This is a genomic window from Parabacteroides sp. APC149_11_2_Y6 (assembly GCF_054506995.1).
This window is the reverse complement of the sequence record NZ_CP173709.1, coordinates 1342009-1360485: the sequence shown is the minus strand read 5'-3', so window position 1 is coordinate 1360485 and position 18477 is coordinate 1342009. Positions and strand designations below refer to the sequence as shown.

General features: G+C 44.2%; 11 protein-coding genes. All 11 read right to left on the bottom strand.

From position 1 onward, the window contains the following. Window positions 1-8 precede the first annotated feature (8 nt). The 11 genes from ACGE0T_RS05480 to trpA all read right to left on the bottom strand — a co-directional run bounded on the left by ACGE0T_RS05480 (window position 9) and on the right by trpA (window position 18465). Window positions 9-1739, bottom strand: coding sequence for a DUF5018 domain-containing protein (locus tag ACGE0T_RS05480; RefSeq protein WP_459189530.1), 1731 nt, complete (start codon window positions 1737-1739; stop codon window positions 9-11). A 27-nt stretch (window positions 1740-1766) separates the two neighbouring features. Continuing rightward, window positions 1767-3395, bottom strand: coding sequence for a RagB/SusD family nutrient uptake outer membrane protein (locus tag ACGE0T_RS05475; RefSeq protein WP_459189529.1), 1629 nt, complete (start codon window positions 3393-3395; stop codon window positions 1767-1769). Between the two features lie 12 nt (window positions 3396-3407). Beyond that, complete coding sequence (locus ACGE0T_RS05470) at window positions 3408-6569, bottom strand: SusC/RagA family TonB-linked outer membrane protein (protein ID WP_459189528.1); 3162 nt, start codon at window positions 6567-6569, stop codon at window positions 3408-3410. 17 nt (window positions 6570-6586) lie between these two features. Next, a complete protein-coding gene (locus tag ACGE0T_RS05465; RefSeq protein WP_459189527.1) occupies window positions 6587-8119 on the bottom strand; it encodes a RagB/SusD family nutrient uptake outer membrane protein in 1533 nt (510 codons plus the stop codon). Between the two features lie 28 nt (window positions 8120-8147). After that, window positions 8148-11291, bottom strand: a complete 3144-nt coding sequence (locus ACGE0T_RS05460) for a SusC/RagA family TonB-linked outer membrane protein (protein WP_459189526.1) — start codon at window positions 11289-11291, stop codon at window positions 8148-8150. A 291-nt stretch (window positions 11292-11582) separates the two neighbouring features. Next, window positions 11583-12212, bottom strand: a complete 630-nt coding sequence (locus ACGE0T_RS05455) for an outer membrane beta-barrel protein (protein ID WP_459189525.1) — start codon at window positions 12210-12212, stop codon at window positions 11583-11585. A 64-nt stretch (window positions 12213-12276) separates the two neighbouring features. Next, entirely contained in the window at window positions 12277-12915 is a 639-nt protein-coding gene (locus ACGE0T_RS05450) for a DUF4136 domain-containing protein (RefSeq protein ID WP_459189524.1), read from the bottom strand. Window positions 12916-13155: 240 nt separating this feature from the next. Continuing rightward, a complete protein-coding gene (locus tag ACGE0T_RS05445; protein WP_459189523.1) occupies window positions 13156-13836 on the bottom strand; it encodes an OmpA family protein in 681 nt (226 codons plus the stop codon). A gap of 45 nt (window positions 13837-13881) precedes the next feature. Further along, entirely contained in the window at window positions 13882-14208 is a 327-nt protein-coding gene (locus ACGE0T_RS05440) for a hypothetical protein (protein ID WP_459189522.1), read from the bottom strand. Window positions 14209-14286: 78 nt separating this feature from the next. Next, window positions 14287-17451: a glycoside hydrolase family 31 protein gene (locus tag ACGE0T_RS05435; protein ID WP_459189521.1), complete on the bottom strand. Its 3165-nt coding sequence runs from the start codon at window positions 17449-17451 to the stop codon at window positions 14287-14289. A gap of 240 nt (window positions 17452-17691) precedes the next feature. Beyond that, window positions 17692-18465, bottom strand: coding sequence for a tryptophan synthase subunit alpha (trpA, locus tag ACGE0T_RS05430; RefSeq protein ID WP_459189520.1), 774 nt, complete (start codon window positions 18463-18465; stop codon window positions 17692-17694). Between the last annotated feature and the right edge of the window lie 12 nt (window positions 18466-18477).

Sequence of the window (18477 nt, the reverse complement as noted above, 5' to 3'; positions counted from 1 at the left end):
ATATACTATCAATTCACATTTTCATATTTAGTTAATTCATATGCCATAATTCCGGCATCCGTCACCAACATATATACATAGATGCTATTTCCGTCGTCGCTCATCTTTACGGCAATGTCTCCCGTTGCATTCTCGTTATCACCCTTCGCAAACTGCAAGATATTAGGCAACGAAGTAAACACATTGAATTTCTTATAATAGGCATCATCATTCTTATCAATCGGGATAAGAGACGGATTGGTAACATCAAATCCCAATAACTTGGTCTGGTACGCCCAGTTTCCGGAAGCGGCAAACATATATTTTGCATGGTTGAACTCACCATAGGCAATACTGTAAACCGTATTATTGTAAAAAGCGGAACTGTTTTCATTGGTTTCGAACAAGAACGCTTTCCTGTTCTCATCCATATAAACAAGTCCTTTATCCGTTCCGACGGATAGCACGAAATACGGAGTATTGTCGCTTGCAGCCGTAGGTATGGATTTACCTCTCCATTTATACTTGACACCTTCTCCTGCAACAATTTCAGGATTCGCGGCATTGGTTATCACCCCGTTTTTTACAGAGAATTTTAATGAACGGTTTTCATCCGTACCATTCCCGCCCATCGAAACCATTATCTGGGCATCCCCATCTATATCTCCTGCTATTTTAATAGAGCGTCCCAAATCGATACCCCTGTTTGTCTCCGACGCAAAATGAGTCACCGGCAATTGCAGGATAACTTCCGGCGGATTACTCAATCCGTCCTTCCAGCGGAAAATCTTCAATATATTACCGGCATTTGCTATCCGGGTAAAATTAACAGCAAGCAGGTTATCCCTGTCGTCCGTATCTATTCCGAAAATAATGCCGCCTACGCCGTCCGCATCCGTCCCTTGAATATTTACATGCTCGGATAGCAATTGTCCTGTCAACTTATTATAGATGGAGAATGCAAGGTTCCGTCTTGCCACAATCAGTTTATCCCCACATACAGCCAAACCACAATCCAAGCCTCTGGTAAAGCCGGCGGCATCAGAATCTTTCTGCCACATCAGATAGGTCAAGCCAAATCCATACTCCAATACCTTTGGATACGACTGGACGACTGTTATCGTACTTGTACTTCCATCCAGTGCCGTCACTGTATAAACCACATTCTTTGTAAAATCCTGAGGCTCATCCATACCGGGGGAAACAGACGCCCACGGAGAAAGGGTAAAAGAAGGCACCACATGCTTCAACAGATTCTGGTCGAATTTGGGAGGTACGATTAACTTGATTGTATCTGTCGAAGCATTTATTCCTTTCAGGTTCAATGAAGGAATAGAGAATCCCGTCATCTCTTTTTTATCGCTTTTCAAAAGACGGGCTAAGATTACATACGCATGTTGCGTGCCGTTTCCAGCCTGCACAGTTACCGGATAGGGTTTGGATAAATCTTTCAGACCTCCCAATTCGGGAGTCACAACAGCTCCGGAAGGAAGATTCGCCCGCAATATCATCTTCGTCAAATCCGGCTTTATGGCTGCCGTATCCGACAAATAGTACGGAATATCAAAATAGATACTATCCTGGTTAGCTGATAATATCCCCTGCCAAACCTTGTCACTGGCACTGTTAAACAGTTGTGCTGTCATGTCAAGAACGGCACTCTTGTCTCCCAGTTTCACTTCGTCGGCCTTATGGCAGGACATAAATCCCGGAATAACAGACAAAAGGAGGAACGTTCTTATATATTTATCGAGTTTCATACGAATACGATTTAAAGGTTGTATAATTTACCATAACGGATTTTGGACACATTTCGTATTGTTCCGGATTTCAGAATTCGGAACAGGTATCAGGTAATATTTCTCCGGGAAATAACGGTTTGCATCATCACATGCAACCTGTTTGTAAGAGAATGTGCCATCCGCCTTTTTCGTGATTTTGGTAGCATGCATACGCTGTCCGTGAAGCACGCCCCGGGCAAGTTTCCATCTGCGTAAATCCCAGTAGCGATGTCCTTCAAAAGCCAGTTCCACCATTCTTTCCGTACGGAGGAAACTCATAAACTCTTCCTTATCGGATGTGTTCCGGGGAGAAATACCGGCACGCTCCCTTACCCGGTTCAGCGCAGCAAGTGCATGGGTCATATCACCGCTTTCCGCATAAGCCTCAGCCATAATCAATAAAACCTCCGCATAGCGCATTTCCACCCAGAAAGAATCGCTGCCATCGATATCGAAGTTCGTATTCTTTTCGTTCAGGAACTTTTTCATATAATAGCCCGTCACTGTCGTAGCCTTATTATTTCCCTGGGAATAATCGATATATCCATCAGCGCCCCCCACAAATGTTTCAAGGGTACGGCCTTTCCACGGAGCACCATTATAAAGGATGGATGCATAAAAACGAGGTTCCCTGTTCACATAAGGATTTGCTGCATGTTCGCTGTTGTTCCAGTCAAAGTCCACATATTTGCCGCCCGATTTTATCTGGTACTGGCTGACAAGCTCTTCAGTCGGACCTGCCCAGCCGCCCCTGTCGGCGATATCGCCCGAGGGTGCAAAATAACGGTCGAAATAATGTTTCACTTCCGGCTTCTTATAATATACCGCCAACAGGATTTCCTTATTAAATGCCTGGGTAAAGATTGTTGCATAGTCAGGCTGCAAGCCATAGATTCCCTGATTTTCCAGATCAACAACCTTCTGTCCCGCCCAGATAGCTTTATCATATTGTTTCGCATACAAAGCACAACGGGCCATCAAACCGTAGGCGGCTCCTTTCGTTACACGGCCTGTATTATCCTTATCCCAGGAAACCGGCAGCATTTCCGCAATTTCCTGAAACTCCTTTATCACATAATTCCAGGAATCTTCCTCGGATGAACGTGCTTTATCTTTCTGGTCCTGGTTATCCACCTGTCCCCCTTCTGCCGTACGTAAAATAGCGCCGGCATGGTTCCGGATAATTTTATAATACAGATAAGCACGCATGAAACGGGCTTCGGCAACACGTATATTCAAAAATTCAGGTTTCAGATGAGCGCCTTTGGTCGGTGCATCACAAATAAATTCATTATCCCGGCGGATACGGTCATAATTACCCCAGGTTTTCAATTGCCCGTTATCCGGTGTAATAAAATTCTCAATCAGCAATACACGGTTATGATAACTTGCCGACATGGAAGTCAGACTATATTTCAAGATATCCGCATAACCGTCTGAAAGTTCGGTTCCGCCTATCTCCGCATTATTTGTTTCTTTTAATGCCGAATACAATCCGAGTACGTATAAATCCAGGTTCGTCTCATTTTTCCATGCGACTTCTTCCGAATAATTATCCTTCACATCTACATCCAATACACTGCATGAAGAAAGTAATACCGTGGTTATTATCAAATATATAATATTCTTTTCCATAATTCGCTCTCCTTAAAATGTTGCATTTAAACCTACACTGTATGTCCTTTGCTGCGGATAATAACCGTTATTTACGTTTGGCATTTCCGGGTCCAGATATTTCAGATGGTCGAATGTCAATAGATTGGTTCCCGACACATAGACCCTTAACCGTTGCAGGCCTGTGCATTTAAGTATCCGGGACGGAACAGAATATCCGACCTGTGCATTTTTCAGGCGCAGATATGAACCGTTGCGTATCCACCACGAACTTGCCCAGGCATTATTGCTGTTCCAGTCCACACCCAAGCGGGGATATGCCGCATCTGTATTTTCCGGGGTCCAGGAATTTTCAAGCAAATAATACGGAGAGTTCCCATTGCCATAGAAAGGTCTCGAGAACTGGGTCTGGTCGTTTGTCCCCGACGCATATGCCCCGCTGATAGCGACGTCTCTCATGGCTGCCCCCTGCCACAGCATACTGATATCGAACCCGTTCCATTCCACATTCATATTCAGGGAGAAGTTCATATCCGGAAGGGAAGAATGCCCGATAACAACCATATCGTGAGAATCTATTTTTCCATCCCCGTTAATGTCTTCATACATAATATCCCCCAAACGCTGTGTGCCGCCGGGACCTTCGGGACGGTTATCCAACTGTTCCTGCGTCTGGTACAGACCTATCGCTTTAAATCCCCGTATTTCGCCGATAGGATGTCCTATCAGACTTTGCCATTCCGGCAAATTGGAGCTTTGCAAACGGGATAATACCTTATTCCTGGCATAGGTCAGATAGCCATCCACGCTATAATGCACTTTCTGTATCCGGTTACGATGCCCCAGCTTCAACTCAAATCCCTTTACGGATACCGAGCCGGAATTAATGGTTGAAGGGAAGTTGCCACCCAAAGACGGCGGGTATGTAGCAGATACATTTTCCAGAATATCATACGTATATTTATAGAATGCATCCAGGTCTACGCTCAATAATCCGTTCCACATGGTCATTTCAATCCCGCCATTCCAAGTTTGCGTCTTTTCCCAAGTCAAAGTGGAAGAAGGAATAGAGTTCAAGGTGTAAAGACCGTAAACGGAAGTATAGGTCTCTCCTATGATATAAGAAGGCGAAGCTGTTAAAGCCATCAAACGCTTATATAAGAAAGCGGCTGTATTATCACGTCCCAGCAAACCGACAGAACCTCTGACCTTAAATTTGTCGATTTTAGGCAACGCATTCCTGAACCACGCTTCTTCCGACATCAACCACCCTAAAGAGAGTGAAGGGAAAAAGCCCCAACGGTGCTCTTTGGCAAACTTATACGAACCGTCTGCCCTGAATGCAAACTCCGCAAGGTATTTTTTTGCATAGGCATAATTAAGACGTCCTACAAAACCCGCCATTGCGGAAGCGGAACTGCTGCCACGTATCGAATTTTCCACATCTTCGAGCCCCATACTCAATTCTGCTAAATCCGTCAGTAAATATTTTTTTCGCTGCGCCTGCATATTACCGCCGTCATTCTTGGTCTGCTCATACAGGAATAAGGCATTGACATCGTGTTTGCCGAATGTATTCGTATATTCAATGGAAGGGCGAAGCATAAACTTCTGACCGCTTGAAGCGGACTGGAACAGGGAACCGTTGCCTGTTCCTTCCGCTGTAACGGTATTATACTGGCGTTTTTCTATATCGAAAGTAGCCACTTTATAGGGGGTCAGGAATCCTTTGGTTTCGGTAAAATCTTTGTCAAAACTCACAAACATCTTTGCCTGCAATCCTTTTATAAAAGGGATGTCATAGGCTAAAGTCATCTGGCTTTCAAAAACACTTTTCTTATTCTGGTTAAAACCGCTGCTTTCCAATGCGGCAACCGGATTGAAGGTGCGGGTTCCTCCCTCTCCTCCCCAGGCTGCGGGCAAACCGTTGTAGGTTTCAGGTATAATCGGCAATGTGCGGGTTGCCATCATGATAGGACTGTTATAGGCATCTGAAGAAATGCTAAATCCCGGGGATTTCTGTTCCTGCATACGCCCTGCCATATTCATCGACAATTTCAAATTATTGGAAATCTGCACATCTATATTTGCACGCAGGTTCCAACGTTTGAAGTTCGTATTTTTCACAATACCATCCTGATCCATAAAACCGCCGCTCACGAAGTATTGTACTTTTTCATTTCCACCTACGGCAGATATATTATGTTGTTGGGTAGCGCCGAAATTCTTAAACGCCAAATCCACCCAGTCCGTATTTCCAAAAATACCGTCCGGATCATAACCGGCTTCCATCTTAGCTATATCTTCTTCACTGAAATAAGGGGCATGGTTATCCATCTGACGCGCTTTATTATGCCATCGGGCATAGTCCGGTGCATTCAGGAATTTCGGGAAACGGGTATTGGTTGAAAACGTCAAAGAACCGCTATAGGTAATATTGGCTTTCTGGTCTTTGGACCCTCGTTTGGTCTTAACCAGAATCACCCCGTGTGCCGCTCTAACCCCGTAAACAGCCGAAGCTGCCGCATCTTTCAAAATAGTGACGCTCTCTATGTCGTTCGGGTCCATCGTATTGAAAGTACGTTCCACCCCGTCGACCAGCAATAAGGGGGAAGAATCGTTGAACGTACCATAACTGCGGATGGAAATGCTTGCCTGGTCGGCACCCGGCTGTCCGGAATTTTGTACAGCCGCCAGACCGGGTAATTTGCCGACAAGCATATTGGATACATTGGTCATTGGTACTTTAGTCAACTCTTTTGCCGATACTTGAGTTACAGAACCTGTTACATGTTCCTTTTTCTGTGTACCGTAGCCTACCACAACTACCTCATCGAGGTCCATGGCTTCGCTTTCCAGTTTAATGGTCAGGGATGAGGCTTTTGTTACTTTTATTTGTTGGGTAACACAACCTATATATGAAACTGTCAACTGTTCGCCGACAGGGACTTTAATCGTAAATTTCCCATCCAGATCGGAGCTCGTACCGGTCGATGACGCCTTCGCCCAGATATTCGCTCCGATAATCGGCATACCGGAATCATCCGTTACAATACCAGTTATCGTAACAAATGCACCCTGAGATTTACTGTTTTGGGATAAGGGAGTTTTTTTCTGATTTTGTGCAGCTGCATCTTCCGGGGAAACCCCGCTGCATAAGGCAGCTGCAAACAAAAACAATGCTTTGTATTTCATAGCCTATAAATTCTAAGTTAATAGCCCGGATTCTGAGTTAGACCGGGGTTTAATGAGATTTCACTATCCGGTACCGGCAACAAATTATTCTTTTTCAGGTCGTATCCTTTCGAGAACTTGGTTTGTATCAGTTCGCCTTGTCCGCCTATCACTTTACATGGATAAAATTCAGGCCCGGCATTCCAGCGTTTGATATCATCCCAGAATTGCCCTTCCAAAGCTAATTCGATACGCCGTTCATGACGCAGGGCTTTACGGGCTTCCGTCTGTCCCATTCCGCTTTTAAGTAGAGGCATCTTCACATCATTCCGTTCGGTACGGATACGGTTTATCAAATCGATAGCGCCATCTATATCGGTATTGGTTTCAATCATTGCTTCCGCACGGCAGAGCAGCACATCTCCATAACGCAGTACCATAAAATCCAATGGAGACTGACCAGCTACCACCTGCATGGTTTCTATCGTATATTTACGTATGGCAAAACCGACCTTCTGCCCGGTATGGTTCTTTATCTCCGTTGGATAAAGTTGCCCCTGGAACTTGGCTCCGGGACGTAAAATGGTAAAATCCAGACGGGGGTCACGATTCTCATACGGATTGTTTTTATCTACAGGAGAACCGTCTATCGTTTCATATTCATCTACCAACAGTTGGGTCGGAGCCACTGAATTGGAACCATCTATACCATATTTCAGGTTCTGGGGCTGCCAGCGTCTGTCGAACATACTACCCTGCGAATATGGTCCATCCATGAAACATACGGAAAACAGTGTTTCAACATTTCCTTCATTTTCATATTGGAACAATCCATGGTAAGAGGGGTATAAATCATATTTCTTTAATTCGTCTATCTTATCACAATATTCCAGCACTTTATCCCACTGCGAATTATAAAGATAAGCTTTCATTTTCATCCCATAGGCCGAACCTAAAGTTGCATGACCGTTTGCGGAGGCATCTTTAGGCAAATACCCGATCGCCTTGTCAAAATCTTCATGTACCTGTTTCCAGACTGCATCGGCTGTCGCACGAGTTACCTGCCGGCCTTCCTCCGGAGTAAGCGTTTTAAGAATCACAGGCACACCACCATAAGAACGTACTAACAGGCTATAAAACAAACCACGCAAAAAATGGACCTCACCTAACATGGTTTCTTTTTCTACCGTATCCATATTGGGTATCCTACCTATATTCTCAAAGAAATAGTTTGCCCGGTAAATTCCCTGATAACAAAATTTCCATCGTTCGGATACGATACCTCCCGAACCGGAATAAATAGACCCGTCGCCTACCTGCATATGCTGTCCTTCCCAGTATGCCCACTGGTAAGCATTCGGCGTACAGGCATCTTCGCCGCCTCCGTAGCCATATACATAGTCGTTACGAAGCACACTGTAAATGCCATTCAAAGCAAGTGTGGCATCTTCCGGGGTTGTCCAGAAAGTCTCTTCGGTTATTTTGTCATCCGGACGAATATCCAGATAGCTCTCGCAGGAGCAGAAAAACAATATTGGGATAAAAAACAGAATGGCTGTTATCTTTTTCATATCTCGTGATTATTAGAAAAGTTCAACATTAGAAAGAAAGGTTCAAACCGATTGAAAACACACGGGGAATCGGATAGTGGTTGTATCCGTCGGAGAAAGTATCCCGTTCCGGGTCGAATCCCTCGTATTTGTTGCTTACAATGGTAAATACATCCGTAGCATTCAGGTATACATAACATTTCTGCAAGAAAATCTTATTGGCTACCTCTGTAGGTAAAGTATATCCTACCTGGATATTCTTCAGTTTCAGCCACGACATATTACATGCCCAGAAAGAAGATTGCTGCCTGTTCCAGGTATCGTTCACTTTAATCTGCGGCAATTCGTCCGACGGGTTCTCTTTCGTCCATGCATTCCGCCATCTCTTGGTAATGGTACCTCCTGAAATACCCAGAGGTTCGGTCCATGCATTCTGGTAGTACCCATGGACTCCGGCAATACCTGAAAACTGGAAACTCAGGTCAAAATCTTTCCAAGCCACATTACCGTTGATGCCATAAGTGAATTTAGGAATGGTATTTCCCATATCCTGTTTATCCTTATAATCCAGTTTTCCATCGCCGTTTACATCCTTATACTTAATATCTCCCGCCACAGGTATGTAGCCGTTACTATGCATATGTTGCTTGGCTTCGTCATCACTCTGATAAATTCCTTCCTGAATAAAACCATACAATGTTTTATAAGAATATCCTTCACGAATCAGATAAAGCTGGTCGGGAGATTTTCCGCCCCTGAACTTGGTCACTTTATTATTCAGATAAGTCAGGTTGGCACCGATACTATAGCTGAAATCGGAAGCCGGGATGCGGTCTTGCCAGTTCACATTTATTTCGACACCCCGGTTCAACATCTCTCCTACGTTTTCGAACGGAGCAGTCAGTCCGCCCAATACGGTCGGTATCGGCAACTGTACAATAATATCGGAGGTCCTTCTTTCAAAATAATCAGCCTCTATATTCAGACGGTTTTTCAGAAAGCCCAAATCCAGACCGATATCCGTAGTCGTCGTGGTTTCCCAGGTAATATTCTGGTCTACCAGACCGGTAATAGCCGCACCGGGAGCCAGTGTGTTCTTAAAGTTATAGCTGTTTGCATAATCCTGCGTAATTACAGTCAGATACGGGAAATAGTCGCTGTTGCTACCCGAACCGATATTCTGGTTTCCTAACTTACCCCAGGAAGCACGGACCTTCAGGTTATCGAAGATATTCAGTTTTTTGATAAAAGGTTCTTCACCCAAACGCCATCCCAAAGAGAATGAAGGGAAATACCCCCAGCGGTTTCCTTTGGCAAAGCGGGAAGAGGCATCCGCTCTCAGATTCACTTCCGCCAGATATTTACCCATCAGGGCATAGTTGACACGTCCAAAATAGGAAAGCATGCGCCAGAGATACTTATTACCGGTCGTAGTCGGATTCTTTGTTCCTGAATTTATCTGGTGTATATCTCCTTTCGAAGGATCAGTTTTCTGTGCCGTCGTCACCCGTTTGGTCATGGATTCCTGCTGGAAACCTATTACTGCCGAAATATCATGTATTTCATTAAACGTCTTATCGAAATTCATATTGGCAAAGAAGGTGGAATAATATTCGTCCGAAACACCGCGATACACATACAAGGTAGACGGGTAATCCAGCGGTTTAGTCTTATTGGAACCATCGAGGTCGGTATAACAATAATGCGTCTCGTTATATTTGTCGTTATTGTTATTATTATACTGCCCGCTGTATTGTGCGGTCAGGCTCAATCCTTTCATAAAATCGATAGTCGCATACACATTCCCTTTCATGAAAGTATTAATAAACTGGCTCTGTCCGTTATACAAATCAGGGAACGGGTTACGGGTATCCACAATCGGCTGCCCGGCTTTGTCGCCCGAAAGATAAAGCGCCTGCGTACCACCGAATGTCTTTCCATCCTGCAAATAAGGCGTGGAAAACGGATGACCGTTTGCCATCATGTAAATAACACGGTTGATACCATCATAAGGGCGGGTCGTAATCTTGCGCATAATACGCGCTCTGCCGCCGATTTTCAGCCAATCGTTTACTTTTGCTTCGGTATTAATAGTCAGGTTGTAGCGTTCCGAGTTCGTGTTTTTAATAATACCATCATTATTGAGGTAGCCTAAAGAAATGTAACTGTGTGATTTTTTGCCACCAATCGTGGCTGATAAGTTGTGTTGGGTAGTGAAGGAGGTGCGGAAAACTTCGTCGAAATAATTTGTACTCGGATATTTATAAGGATCGTTCCCATTGCGGAACGCATCTATTACATCTTGGGGGAAAAGCGGATTGCTGCCGCTATTGGTAAATGCGGAGTTCCATAACTCCATGTATTCCGGGCTATCGGATATAATATCATAACGGCGTCCCAGTTGTTGCATGCCGAAATAGCCTGTGTAATTTACACTGACTTTATCGCCTGAACCTTTCTTTGTTTCTACTAATATAACCCCGTTCGCAGCACGGGAACCGTAAATTGCGGCTGAAGCGGCATCTTTCAACACGGTAATGGAAGCAATATCATTCGGAGCGAGTTCAGCCATACGGCCTTCCACTCCATCAATCAATACCAATGGGTCCGAGTTATTCAATGTACCGTAACCGCGAATACGTATCGTAGCCCCATCCGAACCCGGTGAACCGGAATTCTGGCTTACCCATACACCGGTCGCTTTACCGGACAAAGCCTGAGACGGGTCGGTAATCGGCCTGTTTTCCAGTTCCTGCCCGTACTTTACGGTCGAGACAGAGCCTGTCAGGTTCGCTTTCTTCTGCGTACCATATCCAACGACTACAACTTCGTCCAGTTTCTGTGTGTCTTCCTTTATGGTAATATGAAAGACATTTTTATTGTGGGAAACTTTAACATCCTGCTCCAGGAAACCGATATAAGAAACGATTAAAAGAGCGCCTTCCGATACATTGTCGAGGGTGAATTTCCCATCCACATCCGTAACCGTCCCGTTCGTAGTTCCTTTTACCAAAATATTGGCTCCGATTACAGGGAGCCCGGTGTCATCTATCACCGTACCAGTTATTTGTTTTGATTTTTGTGAGATGACAGGAGTTGCAAGGTTAACTTCCGGGAGAGACACATCCGACGCTTCGGCAGGTGAAGTTCCCCCTAAAAAAGCAACAAAAGTTGCCATAAAAAGCTGTTTCATAGGTTAATATTATTAGAGTTAGCATTAAATCCAAGTTATATATTTTTCACATTCTGTTTCCAAAATACTTTATTATATACCAACGAGAAAATAAAACTACTTAGTCTAAACCCGCATTTTAACACTATAAATTAATAATTTTCCAAACAGCCCCTACAATTATATCGTTTTTGGATTATTTAATCGGAAAGAATTAAAAAAAGACAAAAAAAACGGGAGGCAGCTACCGGCTGTACCTCCCGTTTTCAAATAAACTACATAAAACACTTAAAAGAACAAACTTCCTATATTTTAGAATGCGATACCAAGGCGTACGCCCCAGTTGTTTAAACCATCCACATTATAATTCAGGACACTGCCTTTATTTGTTGCATAGTTGTAATACATAGCAATGTGTGCACCTATTTTCTTATCAGGAGTGAAATACATGTTCATACCGATTTCAGGCGCTACATAAAATCCCCAGTTACGGTCGTACATTTTCAGTACGTTCATGTAAGTAGACATTTCACTGTAACTTGCACCCAACTGCAAACCTACATAGGGCTGGAACTGGTTTTCCGGAGAAACATTATAACGGAATGCCGCACCGAAAGGCAACTGGAAAATAGAATGTTGCTGGTCGGAAGTAACAACCGATGTGCTGCTTACCGGAATCGTCTGGCGGTCGATATACTTATTATTCGTATGATAGGAAATAAACGCACCGACAGAGAAATTAGGAATAACATAATAACCGGCTTCTCCATGGGCACCCCAACCGCTTGTACGGTCGGCAAAACTCTGGCCGAAAGGAGAATTGATTTGCCAGTCGATATTGAAATACATATTCTTTACAACCTGGGCGCCAGCCAGTGATGGAATCGCTAAACAGGCAATAAGTAAAGCGATTAATTTTATTGATTTATTTATCTTTTTCATAAGAACCTAAATTTATAATCAAAACGGATACCCGTTTCTAAATGATTCATTAATTCTCGCTTAATTATTTAACGATGTAAGGGGATTGAACAAATGCCTGTTCGATAGCACGCATAGAAAGCTGGTTGTTTACTTTATCGGAACCAGACAGCAGACCGGTCATATAGGCAGTCCACAAAACAGGAAGTTTTGCATCTGCTGCGGGAATCGGTGTTTGTAAATCTACCATTTCAACCAATAGTGAACCTACGCTATAGCTGTACACAACAGGATATGGATAGTACCATCCGTTCCAGCCACCCCAGTAGTTAGACCACCATCTGTATCCGGGGTATCCCCACCACCAGTAGGAGTTGTCATAATAATTAGTGAAATAATTTACATTTTTCACAAAAGAGACCTGTAAGCCCAGTTCGGCAATCGACTTATCGGTTGTACGGGTATAACCACGTGCCTCCATTGCTTTGACCAGTGTGGATACGATAGGTTGTGCATCTGCTCCGGTCCAAAATTCCGGCTTTTCATTAGTTCCTATTACCATCACACTATCAGGAACATAAAAGGCAGTGAACGAATTAAAATTGGCGTCTTTGTTGTAGTCTGTAAACACAACGAAATCATCGCTTAGTTTTGACATATCCGGATCTTTCTGACAGGATGCCAATAAAAGAACCAGCAAGAAAAATGGAAGAATCTTTTTCATCTCATTCAACGTTTAAAACAGTTTATACTATTATTTGTGCTTATATATAAGTTACTATTTAAACAATATGAACTAAAAAAGGTTTGCTTAGCTTTCCTTACGAATATGTTAATTAACTTGTTTGAAGATTTTGAAACGGGCATAAACAATCGTTAAATGCCGGTAAACCATAAAAAAGCGGTATAAACCCGGCTTCACACCCGATTTATACCGCTTTTATTTTCTCTAAAGTTAGAACTATTACCTCAATGTTCCCTGCTGTGCTTCCTGTATCATCTTCTGGTTGGCAAGAATGATAATTTCCACACGGCGGTTCAATGCACGTCCTTCCGGTGTGCTGTTGCTGGCAACCGGGTCATGAACGCCTTTGCCTTCGTAAAACATACGGTCGCTGCTTATGCCCTGCAACATCAGGTAGTCGTACACGCTTTTGGCACGTTTTTCAGACAAGGTCTGGTTGTAATCCACACTACCCGTGTTATCCGTATAACCGACAATCTTAATATCCGTATCCGGATTTGCTTTCAGGCTGTTGGCAAAATTACGCAGTGCGCTTTTGGATGCATCGCTCAATGTACTCGAATTGGTTGCGAAAAGGATACCGGAATCGAACGTAACCTTCAGAGCCTCGCCGTTGTTGATAGTCTCGACAGTCGTTTCCGGCGGAAGGGTTTCTTCCAGTTCTTTCTTCTGCTTATCCATTTTCTTTCCAATCAAAGCACCTGCCGTACCACCTACAGCCGCACCGATAATAGACCCTAATGCCGTATTACCTGCCAAAGCACCAATACCCGCACCTACGGCAGCACCGCCGCCAACACCTATAGCTGTACCTTTTGCCGTATTATTCCATGTTTTACAACCGCTGAACAAAACAGCCATACAGAGTAACAATACCGATAATAATTTCCAGTTCTTCATTTTCTTTTCTGTTTATAAACTATGTTACAGTTGTATAACAAACAATCAATCGAACATGTTGATGGAATCGCAATACTCCAGCTCTCCCTGCACGATAAATGTGATTGCTTCGGCATCGAATTTACCTACTTCGTCCTTTTCGGCATTCTTTATTACATAGTTCACCAGTTCCTCTTCATCGATATCGATTTCCGCATCGTCACTGGTATTTTCATCCAGGAAACCTTTAGACTCATAGAACTCATAAATCAGGTCTACAATATAATTAATATCGTCGTTGCTGAATTTGCCTTTCAATTCCTGCGGAAGATAATTCTGGATAAATGCTACAGAGTCATCTTCATCGTAAATCAAATCATTCTTATCGCTCATAACACATCTGTTTTATTAGGTTATACAATATCGCAAAGATATAAATATGTTTGGAATTTACCTCCGATAAAGATTTATTCACTCGATTACCACTTGCTGGTCTGCATTTGTGGACAGACGTGCCGTGCGTATCTTCAAACGTCCCTGGCGGTCGGAAGCATCGAAATACCAACCGGCCTTTCCAGCCTTGAAATCGGCGGCTGAAATTGCAGCTACGGATTTACCGCTTACCGTTACCGTCTTAGGTGCTTCGGCACAACGGCTGTCGATTATATACGTACGTTCCATATGGCGTCCTTTGAAATCGCCTTTTGCCTTAGCGATATTCACTGTAACCGTGCCCGGCTTTCCTTCCGGGGCAGAAACGGAAATCAAGGTCTGTGCAAATTCCCCTTTTTCATAATCACGGGTCAGGCAATCGTCTTCATACAGGTTGAAGGAGGTATTGCCGTACGGATAAATTTCGAGGGTAAGTTCATCGGTCGGCTTCTCGCCTACGTAATTCATATCGGGATACATCGGGATGATGGCTCCCTGACGGATAAATACGGGACATATATCCAGTCCTGCATTATATTTATCCAGCCACTTGCCTCCCTCATATTTCTCCCCGGTCCAGTAATCATACCATTCTCCGGCTGGGAAATAGATGTTTTCACGCACATTCCGGCGGGTATAAACAGGTGCGACCATCATCCATTCGCCACTCATAAACTGATATTGGGTAGTCGTATCGCGGGTAACCGGGTCGTTCGGAAATTCCAGAACCATGGCGCGAGCCATAGGAACACCGGTTGTATGCGCTTCGTGACAGTAAGAATATCCGTAGGGATTCAAGCGCATTTTCAGTTTCAGGTAATTACGATTGATGTCGGTATAAGGATGTCCGTAAATCCACGGCTGACGGTCGGCATCCGCCCAACCGCTCATCGTCATAAATATCGGGGTAAAGACTTTCCATTGTAAATCGCGTGTATAGGTCTTTGGCGAACCGCCGAAGATACCGTCCACATCGCTTGTTGCCGCATTCATAGCGGAAAGACCTGCACCGGTAATGGTCGGAATATGGTAACGGATATAATCCCAATTACTTACCTGGTCGCCGCTCCATACGGTAGAGTAACGTTGTGTCCCTGCCCATCCGCAGACAGCCCAGACAAAACCTCTTTCGTTTGTATTATTCTGAATGCCCTCGAATGCGGACTTGCAACCATTTAATGCAAACTCATATCCTTCGCCCACCCAGGCAACATCCAGTTTACAAAGACGTGTCCCGCAAGTACCTACTTCATAGGCTATCTTATCCACACCGTTCTCTGTCCACAATCCGGTATGGAAGCCTCTCTTATGAAGTTCCGAAACGACAGAATCCAGTTTTACATAGCCGCAACCGTAACCGTCGTTCGGAAGAATCCAGCCGCGCGGCATATCGTATTCCACATATTTATCGGCTACCTGCGAGATAACATCCGGAGTGGTTTGTTTCCATCCGGTACGTTGTTCGCCTTTATTATAGCAGTCCGCATCCCCCATCGTAAGCATCCACATAGCGGGCATAAACGGCTTTCCGGTGATATCGGTATAATCATTCAGGATATTCTTCAAAGAAGGGCCGAAGAAATAGAAGGCATCGAAACGGTTTTCGTCGTGTGTCAGATTACTTGTATATCCCAACATCTTGAAACCGTCATCATAGGCTTTTTCTGAAACAGCGGAACTGTTGAAGTCATATTTTCCGGGTGCAAAAGTATTACGGAACACACCGTATCCTTTGGTCGACATATAGAAAGGAGCCGGGTTGGATGACTGGTCTTCATCCCAGCCGGTAACAGCTATGTCGAGCACTTTTCCTTTATGCGAGAAGTTCCCTTGCTGCATGCCACAACCATAGAAGTCTTCATCCGCACTACGGCGCAGGTTCTGGGTTGTTTTCAATCCAAAAGAGATGGGTTCGGCTTCTTCAAACAAGACCGATTTATTGTTTTTGTCGTACATGGCAAAGCGAATCGGATGCTTATAAACACGGACTACACACTGGGGAGTGGAGAATTTATAATACTCCCCGGCATTGCTCATGGATACTTTCGGGTTCTTCACTCCATAATCCACGACAATCGAGTTCGCTGCCGGATTCGTATATTCGCCATCCGGTGCAAGCCAGATACGGAAAATATCATCCCGGTAGAACATGAGTTTTACCTTGGCATATCCAGAAACAAATTCATATTCCGTATTACTGATTTTATTAAATTTCGTCAAGTTGCCCAAATTCATCTTGGCGGCATACAGGTTTGTTTTCAATAGATTATTCTCCACACGCTGGTCTTTTGGGTAATCGATGGCAAATTCTATTTTATAAGAGCCCATTTGGGTAAGGTCTGTTGCCGGGAAAGACACTTCGCGTTCTTCCTGCTTTTCAATCGGCTTCTGCGAAGCATTTACTTCGGCTGTCAGCTTCTGCCCGTTGTTCAGGGAGGCGGTAACCGTAAAGTTTTCATGTATGGCTTTCGCACCGACATTTTTCAGTTTTACCTTCAATACATCTTCCTTCGTAAATGTATTTCCGGCTTCCTTATGGGAGGTAACCCCTTCCAAGGCAAGGTCGTAATCGAACGGTTGGGTAAGTTCAATATCATCCACCATCCAGTACCAGGAGAAGATATCGCGCCAGAAGAAACGCAGGTAAACGGTTTTCTGGTTCGCTGCCACTTCACTGATATTGATTTCTTCATTTATCGGGGCATGCAACAGGGTGGCAGCCGGGATTTTATCGATTACGTTGTACTCTTTCCAGTTAGTACCATCGTTGCTGACACCAACCCACAGACCGGCATGGTTACCGGTAAACCAGTTGTTCCAACGGAACAGGTGCTGGAATTTCAGTATTACATCGTTTTTACCGGAACAATCGATAGCGTTAGTCTGGAAATACCCGTTCGGGTACTCACCACGCTGGTTCCATTTGGTTATTTCCTCACCGGTTACAACACCCGGGCGGTATTGCATATGAAATCCCCGGCTGGTGGAAGCTATAGGAGGCGCTTGTTGCTCGAACTGAAAAGACCCCGGGTAAGGCTGGTCGGTTACGATCCATTGACACTTGCCGGTCTTTGACGAATCGGCGACAGTCCATCCGGCAGGTAATTTGCCTGACGAGAAGTCTTCTTTCCAGAAACTTTGTTGCTGGGCGGATGCCGTTACTGCTGAACCTGCCAGCAATAAAGAAAGAAATAATGTTTTCATTTATAAGAATTTAGATTATTGACGTTGTTTTTGTCATTTGTAGGTACAAAAATAACCTATTTATCGGAGAATTACATTGCCATGCTTAATTTTTTCGGTTTACCCCCCTCTTCATCTACCTGCGCGGATTGTCTCCACTACCCGGAACATAATCGTAACTATGTTCCGGGTAGTGGAAAAGATCTGCGCAGATAGTTTTGACAATCCGCACAGGTAATTTTCGATAGCTCTAAACAGTTATTATTTACTCAAACTATCCAATAATTTATCTACAGCATCAGCTGGAGTAGGTTCACTCCCCAACAACTGCACGAATTTACTGCCGATGATGGCACCGCAGGAATTGGCGGCTGCCGCTTCATAAGTCACTTTGTTGGAAATGCCGAACCCTACAAGGCGCGGGTTTTGAAGGTTCATTCCGTTAATACGGCGGAAATAGGCCTGCTTTTGCTCATCGAAACGCTGTTGCGCCCCGGTGGTAGCGGCACTGGATACCATATAAATAAAACCGGAAGTATGTTCGTCTATCAGGCGGATACGTTCTTCCGAAGTCTCAGGGGTAATAAGCATGATCATTTTCAAACCGTACTGTTCCGCCACTTCCTTATAATCCGCCATATAATCGGCAAAAGGCAGGTCGGGGATAATCATTCCTGCCACGCCAGCTTCCACGCATTGTTTGCAGAATGCTTCAAAGCCGAATTGCATAATCGGGTTCAGGTACCCCATCAGAACAACAGGTATATTTATTTCCGAACGGACAGCTTTCAATTGCTCGAATAACCGTTGTAAGGACATCCCGTTACGTAAGGCTTGTGTCGCAGCCGCCTGTATCACCGGACCGTCTGCCATCGGGTCGGAAAACGGAATACCTACTTCTACCATGTCAATACCTTTATCCTGAAGTGCTTTCAGTACAATAGCCGTATCCTCCAGTTTGGGATATCCGGCAGTAAAGTAAACAGACAAAATGTTGCTTTTCTTTGTTTCAAATAAGTTCGTAATGCGATTCATATTATGATTGTT

Coding starts and splice junctions, on each gene's coding strand:
- ACGE0T_RS05455 (WP_459189525.1), bottom strand. CDS start 12,212: ATGAAAAAGATAAATAAATCAATAAAATTAATCGCTTTACTTATTGCC.
- ACGE0T_RS05465 (WP_459189527.1), bottom strand. CDS start 8,119: ATGAAAAAGATAACAGCCATTCTGTTTTTTATCCCAATATTGTTTTTC.
- ACGE0T_RS05440 (WP_459189522.1), bottom strand. CDS start 14,208: ATGAGCGATAAGAATGATTTGATTTACGATGAAGATGACTCTGTAGCA.
- ACGE0T_RS05435 (WP_459189521.1), bottom strand. CDS start 17,451: ATGAAAACATTATTTCTTTCTTTATTGCTGGCAGGTTCAGCAGTAACG.
- ACGE0T_RS05460 (WP_459189526.1), bottom strand. CDS start 11,291: ATGAAACAGCTTTTTATGGCAACTTTTGTTGCTTTTTTAGGGGGAACT.
- trpA (WP_459189520.1), bottom strand. CDS start 18,465: ATGAATCGCATTACGAACTTATTTGAAACAAAGAAAAGCAACATTTTG.
- ACGE0T_RS05475 (WP_459189529.1), bottom strand. CDS start 3,395: ATGGAAAAGAATATTATATATTTGATAATAACCACGGTATTACTTTCT.
- ACGE0T_RS05480 (WP_459189530.1), bottom strand. CDS start 1,739: ATGAAACTCGATAAATATATAAGAACGTTCCTCCTTTTGTCTGTTATT.
- ACGE0T_RS05445 (WP_459189523.1), bottom strand. CDS start 13,836: ATGAAGAACTGGAAATTATTATCGGTATTGTTACTCTGTATGGCTGTT.
- ACGE0T_RS05450 (WP_459189524.1), bottom strand. CDS start 12,915: ATGAAAAAGATTCTTCCATTTTTCTTGCTGGTTCTTTTATTGGCATCC.
- ACGE0T_RS05470 (WP_459189528.1), bottom strand. CDS start 6,569: ATGAAATACAAAGCATTGTTTTTGTTTGCAGCTGCCTTATGCAGCGGG.